This is a genomic window from Roseivivax isoporae LMG 25204 (assembly GCF_000521865.1).
Lineage (GTDB): Bacteria > Pseudomonadota > Alphaproteobacteria > Rhodobacterales > Rhodobacteraceae > Roseivivax > Roseivivax isoporae.
Genome location: NZ_JAME01000034.1, coordinates 1 through 15,652, shown reverse-complemented (window position 1 = coordinate 15,652; position 15,652 = coordinate 1). Strand labels below are relative to the sequence as shown.

At 70.2% G+C, this 15,652-nt stretch carries 17 protein-coding genes; 7 read left to right on the top strand and 10 right to left on the bottom strand.

Going from position 1 to position 15,652, the window contains the following annotated elements:
• Positions 1-79 precede the first annotated feature (79 nt).
• Complete coding sequence (clpX, locus tag RISW2_RS18305; RefSeq protein ID WP_043773850.1) at positions 80-1,345, top strand: ATP-dependent Clp protease ATP-binding subunit ClpX; 1,266 nt, start codon at positions 80-82, stop codon at positions 1,343-1,345.
• A 73-nt stretch (positions 1,346-1,418) separates the two neighbouring features.
• On the opposite strand, the gene RISW2_RS18300 is transcribed toward clpX, so the two are convergent.
• The 6 genes from RISW2_RS18300 to RISW2_RS18275 form a co-directional block, all read right to left on the bottom strand.
• Entirely contained in the window at positions 1,419-2,414 is a 996-nt protein-coding gene (locus RISW2_RS18300) for an ABC transporter ATP-binding protein (protein ID WP_043773847.1), read from the bottom strand.
• On the bottom strand, positions 2,411-3,445 hold the full coding sequence (locus tag RISW2_RS18295) for a Gfo/Idh/MocA family protein (RefSeq protein WP_043773846.1): 1,035 nt from the start codon (positions 3,443-3,445) through the stop codon (positions 2,411-2,413). Before RISW2_RS18295 ends, RISW2_RS18300 begins: the two co-directional genes overlap by 4 nt.
• Positions 3,442-4,281: a carbohydrate ABC transporter permease gene (locus RISW2_RS18290; protein WP_043773845.1), complete on the bottom strand. Its 840-nt coding sequence runs from the start codon at positions 4,279-4,281 to the stop codon at positions 3,442-3,444. Before RISW2_RS18290 ends, RISW2_RS18295 begins: the two co-directional genes overlap by 4 nt.
• A 10-nt stretch (positions 4,282-4,291) precedes the next feature.
• A complete protein-coding gene (locus RISW2_RS18285; RefSeq protein WP_043773844.1) occupies positions 4,292-5,200 on the bottom strand; it encodes a carbohydrate ABC transporter permease in 909 nt (302 codons plus the stop codon).
• A 330-nt stretch (positions 5,201-5,530) separates the two neighbouring features.
• On the bottom strand, positions 5,531-6,784 hold the full coding sequence (locus RISW2_RS18280; protein ID WP_043773843.1) for an ABC transporter substrate-binding protein: 1,254 nt from the start codon (positions 6,782-6,784) through the stop codon (positions 5,531-5,533).
• Between the two features lie 36 nt (positions 6,785-6,820).
• Positions 6,821-7,705, bottom strand: coding sequence for an N-acetylmuramic acid 6-phosphate etherase (locus RISW2_RS18275; RefSeq protein ID WP_084615461.1), 885 nt, complete (start codon positions 7,703-7,705; stop codon positions 6,821-6,823).
• A gap of 190 nt (positions 7,706-7,895) precedes the next feature.
• Between RISW2_RS18275 and RISW2_RS18270 the strand changes: the two genes are divergently transcribed.
• The 6 genes from RISW2_RS18270 (at position 7,896) to RISW2_RS18245 (ending at position 12,528) form a co-directional block, all read left to right on the top strand.
• Complete coding sequence (locus tag RISW2_RS18270; protein WP_043773841.1) at positions 7,896-8,783, top strand: glucosamine kinase nucleotide-binding domain-containing protein; 888 nt, start codon at positions 7,896-7,898, stop codon at positions 8,781-8,783.
• On the top strand, positions 8,770-9,519 hold the full coding sequence (locus tag RISW2_RS18265) for a GntR family transcriptional regulator (protein WP_043773839.1): 750 nt from the start codon (positions 8,770-8,772) through the stop codon (positions 9,517-9,519). Before RISW2_RS18270 ends, RISW2_RS18265 begins: the two co-directional genes overlap by 14 nt.
• 19 nt (positions 9,520-9,538) lie before the next feature.
• Positions 9,539-10,567, top strand: a complete 1,029-nt coding sequence (locus RISW2_RS18260; protein ID WP_043773837.1) for an SIS domain-containing protein — start codon at positions 9,539-9,541, stop codon at positions 10,565-10,567.
• Positions 10,564-11,694: an N-acetylglucosamine-6-phosphate deacetylase gene (nagA, locus tag RISW2_RS18255; protein WP_043773835.1), complete on the top strand. Its 1,131-nt coding sequence runs from the start codon at positions 10,564-10,566 to the stop codon at positions 11,692-11,694. The genes RISW2_RS18260 and nagA overlap by 4 nt, the downstream gene beginning before the upstream one ends.
• A 73-nt stretch (positions 11,695-11,767) precedes the next feature.
• Positions 11,768-12,151, top strand: coding sequence for an NADH:ubiquinone oxidoreductase subunit NDUFA12 (locus tag RISW2_RS18250; protein ID WP_043773834.1), 384 nt, complete (start codon positions 11,768-11,770; stop codon positions 12,149-12,151).
• Positions 12,148-12,528: a DUF2155 domain-containing protein gene (locus tag RISW2_RS18245; protein WP_244437641.1), complete on the top strand. Its 381-nt coding sequence runs from the start codon at positions 12,148-12,150 to the stop codon at positions 12,526-12,528. Before RISW2_RS18250 ends, RISW2_RS18245 begins: the two co-directional genes overlap by 4 nt.
• Here RISW2_RS18245 and aat read toward each other — a convergent pair.
• From aat to RISW2_RS18225, 4 genes are all read right to left on the bottom strand, one after another.
• Positions 12,492-13,127 (bottom strand): leucyl/phenylalanyl-tRNA--protein transferase, encoded by a 636-nt coding sequence (gene aat / locus RISW2_RS18240; protein ID WP_043773831.1) that lies wholly within the window; start codon positions 13,125-13,127, stop codon positions 12,492-12,494. The two genes, RISW2_RS18245 and aat, sit on opposite strands and share 37 nt — an antisense overlap.
• 2 nt (positions 13,128-13,129) lie before the next feature.
• Positions 13,130-14,482, bottom strand: coding sequence for an acetyl-CoA carboxylase biotin carboxylase subunit (accC, locus tag RISW2_RS18235; RefSeq protein ID WP_043773829.1), 1,353 nt, complete (start codon positions 14,480-14,482; stop codon positions 13,130-13,132).
• A gap of 4 nt (positions 14,483-14,486) precedes the next feature.
• Positions 14,487-14,978, bottom strand: coding sequence for an acetyl-CoA carboxylase biotin carboxyl carrier protein (accB, locus tag RISW2_RS18230; protein ID WP_043773827.1), 492 nt, complete (start codon positions 14,976-14,978; stop codon positions 14,487-14,489).
• A gap of 187 nt (positions 14,979-15,165) precedes the next feature.
• The gene (locus RISW2_RS18225; RefSeq protein WP_043773824.1) at positions 15,166-15,492 is read right to left on the bottom strand and encodes a hypothetical protein; all 327 of its coding nucleotides are present in this window, start codon (positions 15,490-15,492) and stop codon (positions 15,166-15,168) included.
• Positions 15,493-15,652: the final 160 nt, after the last annotated feature.

Below are 15,652 nucleotides of genomic sequence, written 5' to 3'. Positions count from 1 at the left end.
CCAGGACGGCCGCACGCGGGAAGCGCAGGGTGAGCGCAAGACGAAGGCCGGTCGACGCGAGGGCCGGGAAAGGTTTGATATGGCGACGAACTCAGGCGGCGACAGCAAGAACACGCTCTATTGCAGCTTCTGCGGCAAGAGCCAGCACGAGGTTCGTAAGCTGATCGCCGGCCCGACGGTGTTCATCTGCGACGAGTGCGTCGAGCTGTGCATGGACATCATCCGCGAGGAAACGAAGGGCTCGGGGCTGAAAAGCCACGACGGCGTCCCGACGCCGCAGGAAATCTGCAAGGTGCTCGACGATTACGTGATCGGCCAGATCACGGCCAAGCGCGTGCTGTCGGTCGCGGTGCACAACCACTACAAGCGGCTGAACCACTCGCAGAAATCCTCGGACATCGAGCTGTCCAAGTCGAACATCCTGCTGATCGGTCCCACGGGGTGCGGCAAGACGCTGCTCGCGCAGACGCTGGCGCGCATCCTCGATGTGCCGTTCACCATGGCCGACGCGACCACCCTGACCGAGGCGGGGTATGTGGGCGAGGATGTCGAGAACATCATCCTCAAGCTCCTGCAATCGTCCGAGTACAACGTCGAGCGGGCGCAGCGCGGCATCGTCTACATCGACGAGGTCGACAAGATCACCCGCAAGTCCGAGAACCCGTCGATCACGCGCGACGTGTCGGGCGAGGGCGTGCAGCAGGCGCTGCTGAAGCTGATGGAGGGCACCGTCGCGTCGGTGCCGCCGCAGGGCGGGCGCAAGCATCCGCAGCAGGAATTCCTGCAGGTGGACACGACGAACATCCTGTTCATCTGCGGCGGCGCCTTCGCGGGCCTCGACCGGATCATCGCGGCGCGCGGCAAGGGGTCCGCCATGGGCTTCGGGGCCGACGTGCGCAACATCGACGACCGCGGCGTGGGCGAGATCTTCAAGGACCTCGAGCCCGAGGACCTGCTGAAGTTCGGCCTCATCCCGGAATTCGTCGGCCGTCTGCCGGTTCTGGCGACGCTCGAGGATCTCGACGAGGACGCGCTGGTCACCATCCTGACCCAGCCGAAGAACGCGCTGGTCAAGCAGTACCAGCGCCTGTTCGAGCTCGAGGACACGACGCTGACCTTCACCGACGACGCGCTGACCGCGATCGCCAAGCGCGCGATCGCGCGCAAGACCGGCGCGCGCGGCCTGCGGTCGATCCTCGAGGACATCCTGCTCGACACCATGTTCGAGCTGCCGGGCATGGACGACGTGGTCGAGGTGGTGGTGAACGAGGAGGCCGTGACCTCCGACGCCAAGCCGCTGATGATCTACGCCGACCAGAAGAAGGAACCGGCGACCGCGGGCTGATCCGCAGCGCCTGCAGGAACGTCCGAAGGGGCGTGGTCGAGGACCGCGCCCCTTTCGCGTTTCGGAGGGGGCGTCAGTGCAGGCGAGCGCCCTCGGCGTCGAAGCGGTAGACCCTGCGCGGCTCGAAGCCGAAGCGCACCTCCTGGCCCGGGTCGATCGCGTGCTGGCCGAACAGCCGCGCGGTGATCTGGTGCCCGCTCACGTCCGCGATCACGTTGGTGTCACCGCCAAGCTGCTCCACGTGGCGTACCCGCGCGGCGAGCGCGCCGTCCTCCGACAGGAACAGGTCCTCGGGCCGCACGCCGAGCGTCCGGTGCGTGCCGCCCGCCACGAGATCCTCGGGGAAGAAGTTCATGGAGGGCGCACCGAGGAAGCCCGCGACGAAACGGTTCGCGGGGTCGTTGTAGAGCGCCATCGGGCTGCCGATCTGCTCCACGCGCCCGTCGCGCAGCACCACGATCTTGTCGGCGAGGGTCATCGCCTCGGTCTGGTCGTGGGTGACATAGACCATCGACGCCCCGAGCTGCCGGTGCAGGTTGGCGATCTCGAGCCGCGTGTTCATCCGGAGCGCCGCGTCGAGGTTCGACAAGGGCTCGTCGAAAAGGAAGAGCTTGGGCTCGCGCACGATGGCGCGCCCGATCGCCACCCGCTGGCGCTGGCCGCCCGACAGTTCCGACGGGTAGCGGTCGAGATAGGCCTTGAGGTTCAGCATGCCCGCGGCGCGGTCGATCCGCTGGGCGATCTCGGCCTTGGGCCGCCCCTCCTGCCGCAGCGCCAGCGCCATGTTGCCGCGCACGTTCAGGTGCGGGTAGAGCGCGTAGGACTGGAACACCATGGCGATGCCGCGCTTCGACGGCGGCGTCTCGTTCACCCGCGCGCCGCCGATCACGATGTCGCCCGAACTCGCGTCCTCGAGCCCCGCGATGACCCGCAGCAGCGTGGACTTGCCGCAGCCCGAGGGGCCCACGAAGACGACGAACTCGCCGTCCTGCACCTCGAGGTCGATGTCCTTGAGCACATGTGTCTTGCCGAAGCTCTTGTTCACGGAGGCGAGCGTCAGGGCGGTCATGCGGAGGTCTCCTTGAGCGATACGGGGGCGCCGGTGCGGATGCTTTGGTCCGCCGCAAGGCAGATGGCGAGCGATTGCACCGCGTCGGTCATGTGGCGGGACAGGTCGATGTCCTCGGCGATGGCGCGCAGGACATAGGCCTGCTCGGCGTCGCAGAGCGCCTGGTGGCCGGGTTCGTCGGGCAGGGCGATGTCGGTGTCGCCGTCCGGGCGGTGCACCTTCAGCGCGCCCACCCGGGTGTGGCCGTCGACATCGGCCGACGCGCCCTTGTTCCCGTCCGAGATCGACACCGCGCCGTTCGGGCTGACCACGTCCTTCACGAAGAACGCGGTCTCGGACATCATCGGACCCCAGCCGGCCTCGTACCAGCCGACCGACCCGTCCGAAAAGACGACCTGGAATTGCCCGTAATTGTACATGTCGGGCGCGATCTCGTCCGAGAGCCTGAGCCCGATGCCGTGCACGCGCAGCGGCTCGGCATCGGTGATCTGGCACATCACGTCCACATAGTGCACGCCGCAATCGACAATGGGTGAGGTCGTGCGCATGAGCGCCTTGTGCGTCTCCCATTCCGCGCCCGACGATTGCTGGTTGAGGTTCAGCCGGAACACGTAGGGACCGCCCAGCGCGCGGGCCTCGGCGATGAGGCGCTGCCAGCTCGGGTGATGGCGCAGGATGTAGCCCACGACCAGCTTGCGGCCCGTGGCGCGCGCCGTCTCGACCACGCGCGCGGCATCGGCGACGTTCGTGGCGAGCGGCTTCTCGACGAAGACGTGCGCGCCGCGTTCCATCGCCGCGCAGGCATAGTCGGCATGGCTGTCGGAATAGGTGGCGACCACCACGAGGTCGGGCGCCGTCGCCTCTAGCGCCGCGCCGAAATCGTCGTAGAGCGGATAGTCCGACAGCGCCTCCGGCAGGTCGACCGCCGAGCGGTTGACGAGCCCCACGATCTCGGCGTCCGGGTGGACGTGGTGGGCCAGCGCGTGGCTTTGCCCCATGGTGCCGAGGCCGGCGATAAGCACCCGGGTCATTTCACCGCTCCCGACGTGATCCCGCGGATGAGCTGGCGCGAGAAGATGACGTAGAGCACGAGGACCGGCAGGATCGCCATGCTGAGCGCCGACAGGACCGCGTTCCAGTCGGTGACGAACTGGCCGATGAACACCTGGCTGCCGAGCGTCAGCGTCTTCGTCTCTTCCGAGGGGGCGAGGATCAGCGGGAACCAGAGGTCGTTCCAGATCGGGATCATGTTGAAGACCGCGACCGTCGCCATGGCGGGGCGCACCAGCGGCAGCACCAGCCGGAAGAAGATCGTGTATTCCGACAGCCCGTCGATGCGGCCCGCATTCTTCAGGTCGTCCGACACCTGGCGCATGAACTCCGACAGGATGAACACGGCGAGCGGCAGGCCCTGCGCGGTGTAGACGAGGATCAGCGCCCAGAGCGTGTTCACGAGCCCCGTCGCCACCATCATCTCGAGGATCGCGACCGTGCCGATGCGGATCGGGATCATGATCCCGAGCGCCAGGTAGAGCCCCATGAGCAGGCTGCCGCGGAAGCGGTATTCCGACAGCGCGTAGGCTGCCATCGCCCCGAAGAGCAGGATGAAGAACAGCGATCCCACGGTCACGATCATCGAGTTCTGGAAGTAGAGCAGGAAATCGCCCTGCTTCAGCACCGTCTGGTAGCCGATGAGCGAGAAGCTCTCGCCGTCGGGCAGCGCCAGCGGTTCGCGGAAGATCGCGCGCCGTTCCTTGAAGCTGTTGATGAGGATCACGAAGACCGGGAACAGCGCGATCAGCGTGTAGAGGATCAGCGCGCCGTGCATGGCGGCGGCATTCAGCGGGTTGCGGCGGGCGGAGCTCATGGCCGGGTCCTCACAGCTGGTAGCGGCGCATCCGGGACTGGATGCCGAAGAGGTAGAGGCAGACGCCCACGAGGATGATCGCGAACATGGCCCCCGCGATGGCCGACCCCATGTGCGGATCGCCGAGCTGCAGCTGGAAGCCGAAGAAGGTGCGGTACATGAAGGTGCCGAGGATGTCGGTCGAGAAATCCGGCCCCGCCAGAGCGCCCTGCGCCGCGTAGATCAGGTCGAAGGCGTTGAAGTTGCCCACGAAGGTCAGGATCGAGATGATCCCGATCGAGGGCAGGATCAGCGGGAGCTTGATCTTCCAGAAGGCGGCCAGGCCGGTGATGCCGTCGACCTCTCCGGCCTCGAGGATCTCGTCGGGAATCGACAGGAGCGCGGCATAGATCAGCATCATCGGGATGCCGACGAACTGCCAGACCGAGATCAGCGCGAGCGTCGTCAGGGCGTATTCCTCGCGTCCGAGCCACGGCGCGAAGAGCGCCTTCAGGCCGACCGCGTCCAGCATGGACGGCGCGATGCCCCAGATCGGCGACAGGATGAGCTTCCACGCGAAGCCCACGATCACGAAGCTCAGGATCGTCGGGATGAAGATCGCCGAGCGGTAGAGCGCGGCGAAGCGCAGGCGCGGATGGCTGAGAAGCGCCGCGAGCGCGATGCCGATGGGGTTCTGCACCAGCATGTGCACCAGGAAGAACCAGAAGTTGTTGCCGAGCGCGTTCCAGAACTGGTCGGCCCAGACGGGATCGAAGAACAGCGTGCGGAAGTTGTCGAGCCCGACGAACACGCGGCCTTCCTCGGCTCGCGCGTAGAGCGCGAGCCGCAACGTGTTGAAGAGCGGAAAAACCATGACGGCCGTGTAGACGATCACGGCGGGCGCCAGGAACACCACGATGTGCCAGCGGATGCGGGTCATTGGCCGATCCCTCCGGCACGGCCGCGTCCAGGGGTCCGCGGGCGAGAGCCGGCGTGGGCCCCGGTCCTTGGCTTGCCCGCCAGTACCGTAGTGCGATCGAGGCGCAGTCTTGGATGAGAAATCATGAACGCCGCTCCGGTTGAGGGGTGCGCCGCCTTCGGCGGGGAAGGTCGCGGACCAAGGACGCGCCACGCGTCGCGCCGGGCGGGCGCGGCAGGGAACGGGGCGGAAGGCCCCCGCGTTGTCGGTCGGATCAGGTCCCCGCCGGAGACATCCGGCATGAAGGGCGGGCGGCGCGCGCGAGCCGCGGCGCGCGCCGCCCGTCCGGGGTCATTGCTGGGGTTCGTACCAGCTCGCGAGGCCGTCCTGCAGCTCCTGGCCCAGCTCCTCGGGGGTCGAGGTGCCCTTGATGGCCGCGACCGACGCGCCCCAGGTCTCGTTCTCGAGGTTCGGCGTGCCGCGCGACAGGATCTGGTAGGTCGAGCGGATGGTCGACTCGCATTCCTCGCGCCAGCTTGCGAACTCCTGCGCCAGCGGATCCTCGAGCGTCACCGGCGTGTCCGAGAGCGGGAAGAAGCCGGGCAGGGCGTTGCCGAAGATCTCGGCAAATTCCGGGCTCGCCACCCATGCGAGGAAGGCGCGCGCGGCCTCGGGGTGCTCGGTGGCGGCGTTCATCCCGATGCCGATGTCGGTGTGGTCCGAGATGTAGCAGGTGTCGCCCTCGGCCTGCACCGGCGGCTTGAACGCGCCCATCTCGAAGATCGCCTGCGTGTTGAAGCCCGCGATCTCCCACGATCCGGCGGGATAGATGGCCGCACGGCCCAGCGTGAACAGGTTCTGGCTGTCGGGATAGGTCTGCGCCTCGTAGCCGTCGCCGAGGTACTCCGCCCAGCGCGCAAGCGTTGCGAAGGGCGCGGTCCATTGCGGATCGGTCAGCTTCTGCTCGCCCGCGATCAGCGCCTGGCGGCCTTCCTCGCCCTTCCAGTAGGTCGGGCCGATGTTGTTGTAGCCCATGGTCGCGGCTTCCCACTGGTCGTTGGTGCCCATGGCCATCGGGATGTAGGTGCCGTCCTCCTTGAACGCCTCGAGCACCGCGAAGAACTCCTCCTCCGTCTCAGGCACCTCGAGGCCGAGCTCCGCGAACGCTTCCTTGTTGTAGATGAAGCCGTGGATCACGCTCGCCATCGGCACGCAGAACGTGGCCGACCCGTCATCTGTCTGCCATGCGGATTTCGCCACGTCCGAGAAGTTGTCCATCGCGTCGAGGTCGGAGAGGTCGGTCAGGTGCCCGGCCTCGTAGAGCGCGAGCGAGGCGTCGAAGGGCCGGCAGGTGATGAGGTCGCCGGCCGAGCCCGCGTCGAGCTTGGAGTTCAGGACGGCGTTGTATTCCGGGGGCGCGGAGGGCGAGAAGCGCAGCTTGATCCCGGGATGCTCGGCCTCGAAGGCGGGGATGATCTGGTCCTGCCAGAGCGCGAGGTCGTCGTTGCGCCAGCTTTCGATGGTCAGCGTCACGTCCTGCGCCTGCGCGCCCGTGGCGACGAGCGCGGTGCTCAGGAGCGCCAGTTTCAGGGTCCGTCGTGTCATCGGGTTTCCTCCCCTTTGGTGGTTGTCGTCGTGTGGTCAGCGGGGGCGCGCGAGCGCCGCGCGCAGGTGTCCGTCCGCCGCGTCGAGTGCCGCGCGCGCCTCGGCCGGGGCCAGTCCCCGCGCGGCGACGAGCACCGCGGCCTTCACCTCGCCGCGGGTGGCCTCGAGCGCGCGGCGCGCGGCGGCCTCGTCCACCGCGGCCACGCGTGCCACGATGCCGGCGGCGCGGGCGCGCAGCTTGGTGTTGTCGGCGCGCAGGTTGACCATCATGCCGTCGTGCACGTGACCGAGATCGAGCGCCATCAGCGTGGACAGCATGTTGAGGGCGATCTTCTGCGCCGTGCCCGCGCCCATGCGGGTCGATCCCGACAGGACCTCGGGCGGCGTCTCGAGCAGGATCGCGTGGTCCGCGCCGGCGAGGAGCGGTGCGCCCGGGTTGTTGGCGATGGCGATGATCGTGGCGCCGCGGGCGCGGGCGATGTCGGCGGCGGCGAGCGTGTAGGGCGTGGTCCCGCTGGCCGACACGGCGATCACGGTGTCCTCTGGGCCGAGCGTGGCGAGCGCGTCGGCGAGCCCCCCGGTGTCGTCCTCGGTGCCGCCCGGCATCTCGACGCCCCGGGGCAGTCCGCCCGCCATGTGGATGCGCAGCTGCGCGGCGGGGATCGAGAACGTGCCGCCCAGTTCCTGCGCGTCGGCCGCGGCCATCAGCCCGGACGATCCGGCCGCCACGTAGTGCAGGACGCCGCCCGCGCGGATCGTCGCGGCCATGGCGGCGGCGGCCGGCGGGAAGGCGTCGAGCGCGCCGCGCAGCGCCGTCGCGGCGGCGATCTGCCCCTCGGCCAGGAGCGCCGCCGCCTCGCGGGGCGGCCGGCGGTCGAGATTCGCGGCGTCCGGGTGCAGCCGTTCCGTCGTCCTGTCCACGTGATTCCCCCTCTGCTTTCAGCCACAATACCTTTTAGATACCATTTGTCCATCCTGAAGTTTCTCCGCGGCGTGTTTCGCTCAGAACCCGCAGAATTTCGAGGGTCATGTGGACCAATGGCGGAGATTCCATCCATTTGGTCTGTTTTTGTGCTTCCTGAGTGACAAGAGGTATTGTAAAGGTATTGTCATGGATGACTCGCGACATATCCCGGTGATCGGCATCGACGGCGGCGGCACGCGCTGCCGGGTGGCGCTCGACGACGGGCGCGGGCGCCACGTGGTCGAGACCGGGTCTGCCAATGCCTCGACCGACCTCGCGGGCACGGTACGGCAGGTGGCGGAAGGACTGGCCGCGCTCGGCCAGGCGGCCGGATGGGCCGTGGACGACCTGGTGCGGCTGCCGGCCTTCGTCGGGCTTGCGGGCGTCACCGGGCCCGCCATCGCCGAGGCGCTGCGCGCCGCGCTGCCGCTCGTTCACGCGCGCATCGACGACGACCGCCCCGCGGCGCTGCGCGGCGTGCTCGGGCGGCGCGACGGCGCGCTTGCCCATTGCGGCACCGGCTCGTTCTTTGCCCTGCAGGCGGGGGGCGGCATGCGCATCGTCGGCGGCTGGGGCTCGGTGCTCGGCGACGAGGCGTCGGCGCAGTGGATCGGCCGGCGCGCGCTCGCCGGGGCGCTCGACCGCGCCGACGGGCTGGCCGCGCCGTCGCCGCTCTCCGATGCGCTCCTGTCGGAGTTCGGCGGCACCGCCGGCATCGTGGCCTTCGCGGCCACCGCGACGCCTGCCGCCTTCGGCGCGCTCGCGCCCCGCGTCACCGACCGCGCGGGGCAGGGCGACGCGCTCGCCCGCGCCGTCATGCAGGCGGGCGCCCGGCACGTCGCCGAGACGCTTGCCACGCTCGGGTGGACGCCCGGCCGTGCGCTCTGCCTGACCGGCGGCATCGGGCCCCATTTCGCGCCGTTCCTGCCGGCCGACATGGAGGCCGCCATCGTGCCGCCGGAGGGCCAGCCGCTCGACGGCGCGCTGTCCCTCGCGCGCGACTTCGCCCGGGAGATCGCCCATGAGCGTGACTGACTTCCTGCGCCCCGAGGGCTGGCTCGGCGAGGGGGGCGGCCCGCGCTACGTGCAGCTGCGCCGCCGGCTCGAGGAAGGCATCGCGGCAGGCCTGCTGCCGCCCGAATCCTCGCTGCCGCCCGAACGCGAGATCGCCGAAATCACCGACCTCTCGCGGGTCACGGTGCGCCGCGCCATCCAGGAACTCGTCCGCGACGGGCTGGTGGAGCAGCGGCAGGGCTCGGGATCCTTCGTGCGCGACCCGGTCACGCGGGTCGAGCAGTCGCTGTCGCGGCTGACCTCGTTCACCGAGGACATGGCGAGCCGCGGGATGGAAACCACGTCGCGCTGGCTCGAACGCGGCGTGTTCCTCGCGGCGCCGGAGGAGGTGGCCGCCCTGGGGCTCGCCGATGGCGACCAGGTCGCCCGCATCCACCGCCTGCGCGAGGCGGGCGGGCGGCCCATGGCGCTCGAACGCGCCACCCTGCCGCTCGACATCCTGCCGAACCCGATCGAGGTCGTGACCTCGCTCTACGCCGTGCTCGACCGCGCCGGGCACCGTCCCGTGCGCGCGATCCAGAAGATCTCGGCCATCAACGTCGCTGCGCCCGAGGCCGACCTTCTCGGCGTGGCCGAAGGCGCGGCGGGTCTCCGGATCGAGCGCACCTCGTTCCTGCCCTCCGGCCGCGTGGCCGAACTGACCCGCTCGCTCTACCGCGGCGATGCCTACGACTTCGTCGCCGAACTGCGTCTCTGACCCCGAAAGGACCGCCCCGATGCCGACCGAGCCTACAAGGATGCGGCAGGAGATCCTCGAGATCCCCGCCGCCGTCGACCGCCTGCTGACCGAGGGCGGCCCGGCCGTCGCGGCCGCCGCCTCGGCCGCGCGCGAGGCCGATCCCCGGTTCCTGATGTCGGTGGCGCGCGGGTCGTCCGACCATGCCTGCAGCTACCTCAAATACGCGAGCGAGCTCATCCTGCGCCGCCCGATGGCGTCGGTCGGCCCCTCGGTCGCGTCGATCTACGGGGTCGATCTCGAGGCGCGCGGCGCGCTCTGCCTCGCGGTGTCGCAATCGGGGCAGAGCCCTGACATCGTGCGCATGACCGAGGGGCTCGCGGCCTCGGGGGCGCTGACCATCGCCATCACCAACGATCCCGCCTCGCGGCTGGCGCGCGTCGCGGGGGCGACGCTGCCGATCCACGCGGGGCCCGAGCTCAGCGTCGCGGCGACCAAGACCTTCGTCACCTCGCTGGTGGCGGGCCTCTGGTTCCTCGCCGAGATGAAGGGCGATGCGGATCTGGTCGCCGCGATCCGCGCGCTGCCCGCACATCTCGAGGCCGCGACGCGCAGCGACTGGCAGGCCGCGGCGGATGCGATCGACGGGCGGTCGCTCTTCACCCTCGGGCGCGGGCCGTCCTGGGCCATGTCGAACGAGGCGGCGCTCAAGTTCAAGGAGACGTGCCTGATCCACGCCGAAAGCTATTCCTCGGCCGAGGTGCTGCACGGTCCGGTCTCGATCGTCGAGCGGGATTTCCCGGTGATCGTCTTCGCCGCCGCCGACGCCGCCGAGGACAGCGCCGCGGGCACCGCCGACGCGCTCGCGGCCAAGGGCGCGCGGGTCTTCGCGACGACGGACCGCGTGGTGCAGGCGCAGAGCCTGCCGCATGTGCGCACCGACCACTGGCTGACCGACCCGATCGCCGTCATCGTGTCGTTCTACGGCATGGTCGAGGCGGTCGCGGTCCGCCGCGGCATCGATCCCGACACGCCGCGCCACCTCAACAAGGTGACGGAGACGGTATGATCCCCGACCTGCTGACCGCGCGGAACGGCCGCATCTTCGATGGCACCGACCTGAGGGACGGGGTGGCCGCGCGGTTCGAGCACGGCCGCCTCGCCGCGCTCGCGCCCGAAGCGGACCTGCCGGACGAGGGCGTGGCGCTGGATCTCGGCGGCGACATCCTGTCGCCCGGCTACATCGACCTGCAGGTGAACGGCGGCGGCGGCGTGATGTTCAACGACGCGCCCGAACCCGCGACGCTGCGGCGTATCGCCGAGGCCCATCGCGGGCTCGGGGTCGCGGGGATCCTGCCGACGCTCATCACCGACACGCCCGAGATCACGCGCGCGGCGATCGCCGCCGCCGTCCGCGCGGTGGATGAGGGCGTGCCGGGCATCGCCGGGCTGCATCTCGAGGGGCCGCATCTGTCGGTGGCGCGCAAGGGCGCGCACGATCCCGCCCTGATCCGGCCCATGACCGGGGACGACCTCGCGGCGCTCTGCGACGCGGCGGGGCGGCTGCCGGCGCTCCTGGTGACGGTGGCCCCCGAATCCGTGACACCCGCGCAGGTGGCGACGCTGGCCGGGGCCGGCGTTGTCGTCTCGCTCGGGCACAGCGACGCGGCGTACGAAACCTGCATGGCCCACGCGGCGGCCGGGGCGCGCGCCGTCACGCACCTCTTCAACGCGATGAGCCAGCTCGGCAACCGCGCGCCGGGCCTTGTCGGCGCGGCGCTCGCATCGGGCGCGCTGTCGGCGGGGCTGATCGCCGACGGCATCCACGTCCACCCCGCGACCCTGCGCGCGGCGTGGGACGCGAAGACGGGCCCGGGCGGCATCTTCTTGGTGAGCGACGCCATGGCGCCCGCCGGCACCGACCTCGCCGCGTTCACCCTGAACGGCCGGCCGATCACGCGCGCGGACGGGCGGCTGACCCTTGCCGACGGCACGCTCGCGGGCGCCGACCTCGACCTCACGACCGCGATCCGGACCTGCGTCGGGCAGGCGGGCCTGCCGCTCGCCGAGGCGCTGCGCGCGGCGACGACGCGGCCCGCCACGCTGATCGGGCGCGACCACCCGCTGCGGCTCGACACCGCCATCCGGATCGCGCCGGGGATCGATGCGGTGCGCCCTGCCATCGCGGCGGCGTGACAGGGCGGGGCGCGCACTGGACGCGTCCGCCGCTCTGCGGCATACACGGGTCCAACCGAGACAGGAGTCGTCCATGGGCATCCTCAACCGCGTCCTGCAAGCCGTGACCTGGTGGAACGGCGGTACGCTGAACACGATGATCCACACCTGGCGCAACGGCCAGAAGGTGGGCGAAGACGCGCAGGGCAACACCTTCTACCAGACGAAGGACGGCAAGCGGCGCTGGGTGATCTTCAACGGCGAGGCCGAGGCGTCGCGCGTGGACGCGGACTGGCACGGCTGGTTGCACCACACCTGGAAGGAGCCCCCGACCGAGCGCCCGCTGCGGCACCGCGCATGGGAAAAGCCGCACATCGAGAACCTGACGGGCACCGCGCTCGCCTATGCGCCGAAAGGCTCGATCCGCCAGTCGAAGCCCGCCGAGCGCAGCGACTACGAGGCATGGAGCCCCGAGTGAGCCCCGTGACCGCACGGGCCGGCGCGGTCCTCGCGCTCTGCCTTTCCTGCGCCGCAGGCCCCGCCGCCTCGCAGGAAGCGACGGCGAACGGCGCTGGCGCCGAACTGCGCGCCCTCGACAAGCTCACCGGCCGGGTGACCGACCTGAGCGTGCCCGCCCGCGGGTCCGAGCGCGTGGGCCGGATCGAGGTTGCCGTGAACGAATGCCGCTATCCGCAGGACGACCCGGCCGGCGACGCCTACGCCTTCCTCACGGTGCGCGAGACCGGCGTGGCGGACCCCGTCTTTCGCGGCTGGATGATCGCCACGGCGCCCGCCCTCAACCCCATGGACCACCCGCGCTACGACGTGTGGGTGCTGCGCTGCACGACCTCGTGACCGTGTGCGGGCAGGGGCGTCGCACCAAAGCGCGCCTGCTGCCCGAGCGCCCGCCGCAGCAGCGCCTGGTATTCCGACCGCGGGATCTCGACCCCGCCGAGCGAGGCCAGGTGCGGGGTCAGGAACTGCGTGTCGAAAAGCGTGAAGCCCGTATCGCGCAGGTGGTGCACAAGCCAGGCGAGCGCGATCTTCGACGCGTCGCGCATGCGCGAGAACATGCTCTCGCCGCAGAAGGCCGCGCCGAGCGCGACGCCGTACACGCCGCCCACCAGATCCTCGCCGCGCCAGACCTCCAGCGAATGGGCATCGCCCGACTCGTGCAGCGCGGCATAGAGCGCGAGGATCTCGTCGTTGATCCAGGTCTCAGCGCGGTCGGCACAGCCCAGCATCACCGCGTGGAAGGCGCGGTCCAGCGTCACGCGGTAATCGTCGCGCCTGAGCCGGCGGGCAAGGCTCCGCGACACGTGGAATCCGTCGAGCGGGATGATGCCGCGGAACCGCGGGTCGACCCAGAAGATCTCCGGGTCGTCGCGGTGTTCCGCCATGGGAAAGACGCCCACCCGATAGGCCTGCAGGAGAAGCTCGGGCGAGACGCTCACGCCTAGTCCGCCTCGAGCGCCCGTGACAGCCAGTGTTCGAGCCAGTGGATGTTGTAGGCGCCCGCGCGGATGTCGGGCTCCTCGAGCAGCGCGCGGAAGAGCGGGATCGTCGTGTCCACGCCGTCCACGATCAGCTCGCCCAGCGCGCGGTTCATGCGCGCGAGCGCTTCCTCGCGGTCGCGGCCGTGCACGATCAGCTTGCCGATCAGGCTGTCGTAATAGGGCGGGATCCGGTAGCCGTCGTAGAGCGCGCTGTCGATCCGGACACCGAGCCCGCCCGGCGCGTGGTACTGCGTGATCCGGCCCGGGGAGGGCGCGAAGCTCGGCAGCTTCTCGGCGTTGATCCGCGCCTCGATGGCGTGGCCGTTGATCCTGAGGTCGTCCTGGCCGAACGACATGGGCAGGCCTGCCGCCACGCGGATCTGTTCTCGCACGAGGTCGACGCCGAAGATCGCCTCGGTCACCGGGTGCTCGACCTGCAGGCGCGTGTTCATCTCGATGAAGTAGAACGCGCCGTCCTCGTAGAGGAACTCGATCGTGCCCGCGCCGGAATAGCCGATCTCGGCCACCGCGTCGGCGCAGATCTTGCCGATCCGCGCGCGTTCCTCGGCGTTGATCGCCGGGCCCGGCGCCTCTTCCAGCACCTTCTGGTGCCGGCGCTGCAGCGAGCAGTCGCGTTCCCCGAGATGCACCGCGCCGCCCTTGCCGTCGCCGAAGATCTGGATCTCGATGTGGCGCGGGGTCGTGAGGTACTTCTCGATGTAGACCTCGTCGTTGCCGAAGGCCGCCTTGGCCTCTGACCGCGCGGTCTGGAAGGCGCGCTCGAGCGCGTCCTCGCTGTGCGCGACCTTCATGCCGCGCCCGCCGCCGCCGGCGGTGGCCTTGACGATGACCGGGTAGCCCATCTCGCCCGCAAGCGTCCTGGCGGTCTCGACGTCGGGTACTCCGCCCTCGGAGCCTGGAACGCAGGGCACGCCCAGCGCCTTCATCGTCTCCTTGGCGGTGATCTTGTCGCCCATGACGCGGATATGCTCCGCGGAGGGGCCGATGAAGGTCAGGCCGTGATCCTCGACGATCTGCACGAAGCGCGCATTCTCGGACAGGAAGCCGTAGCCCGGGTGGATCGCCTGCGCGCCCGTCACCTCGCAGGCCGAGATGATGGCCGGGATCGACAGGTAGGACTGCGCCGACGAGGCGGGGCCGATGCAGATGGTCTCGTCGGCCATGCGCACGTGCATGGCGTCGGCGTCGGCGGTCGAGTGCACCGCGACGGAGGCGATGCCCATCTCGCGGCAGGCGCGGATGACGCGGAGGGCGATCTCGCCCCGGTTGGCGATCAGGAGCTTGTCGAACATGGCCTCACTCGAGGATCACGAGCGGGGCGCCGTATTCCACCGGCGTCCCGTCGTCGACGAGGATGCGCGTCACCGTCCCGGCGCGCGGGGCGGGGATGTGGTTCATGGTCTTCATCGCCTCGACGATCAGCAGCGTGTCGCCCTCGGCGACCTGCGCGCCCACCTTGATGAACGCCCCGGCTCCCGGTTCGGGCTGCAGGTAGACCGTGCCGACCATCGGCGAGGTCACCGCGCCCGGATGGCTCGCGGGATCGTCGCTCGGCTCTGCCGCGGCGGCCGGGGCCGCGTGGCCGGACGCGGCCTGCGGGGCCGCCTGCGGCACCGACACCGACACCGGCTGGGCCGCCTGCGGCTGCATCCGGCTGACACGGACGTTCAGGCTGTCGTTGTCGGCGTATTCGCGCTTGACCTGCAGTTCGGTCAGGTCGTTCTCGCGCAGCAATTCGGCCAGCGCCCGAATGAACGCCACGTCGCCATCGTGTGTCTTGTCTGCCATGTCATCCTCGACCAGGTCGGCCCGTTCCTTCCGGGGCGTGTCGCGTGTTTCGCGGCTTATAGGCGATGGTCCGGCGCATGAAAAGCGCGGCGCCCAGACCGGACATGCCGCGTTTGCGCGGGGATGACAAGGGAGGCTGCGCCCGGCCGGGCGGGGCGCGGACCCGGCCGGTCGGGCGCATCGCGTCTCAGTCGGAGCGGATCGCCTGTCCGTACCCTTCCGCGGCCGAGGTAGCGAGGTCCGCGCGCGGCGTCGGGGAGGTGTCGCGCAGCGCGGCGATGCGCAGCTGCATGATCGACGGTGGGGCGACATGGTCGTCCGGATTCTCGAGCGCGCGCTCGAGATCCGCGTGCGCGTCGGCCGCGGCGCGGCGGCCGGGGGCGTGATCGCCATTCTGGCTCGGCGCGGCGGAGGCGACACGTCGCGGGTCCGGTGCGCCGGGACTTGCGGGCAGACCCATCGGATGACCCGTGACGAGCGGCGCAGCCGGATGCGCAGGCAGGGTGATCTGCATCGCGTGGCTCCATGGCTGGAATCGACCCGTTCACGATAGCATGTCGCGCGCGGGGTCCCGGAGCGGATTCGGGCGCGATGGTTAACGCGCGCCCGGTGCACGGGCGTCCGGCCGTGACGGGCCGGGCGCCGGGGCGATCACCCCTTGTTCATGCGGTTTT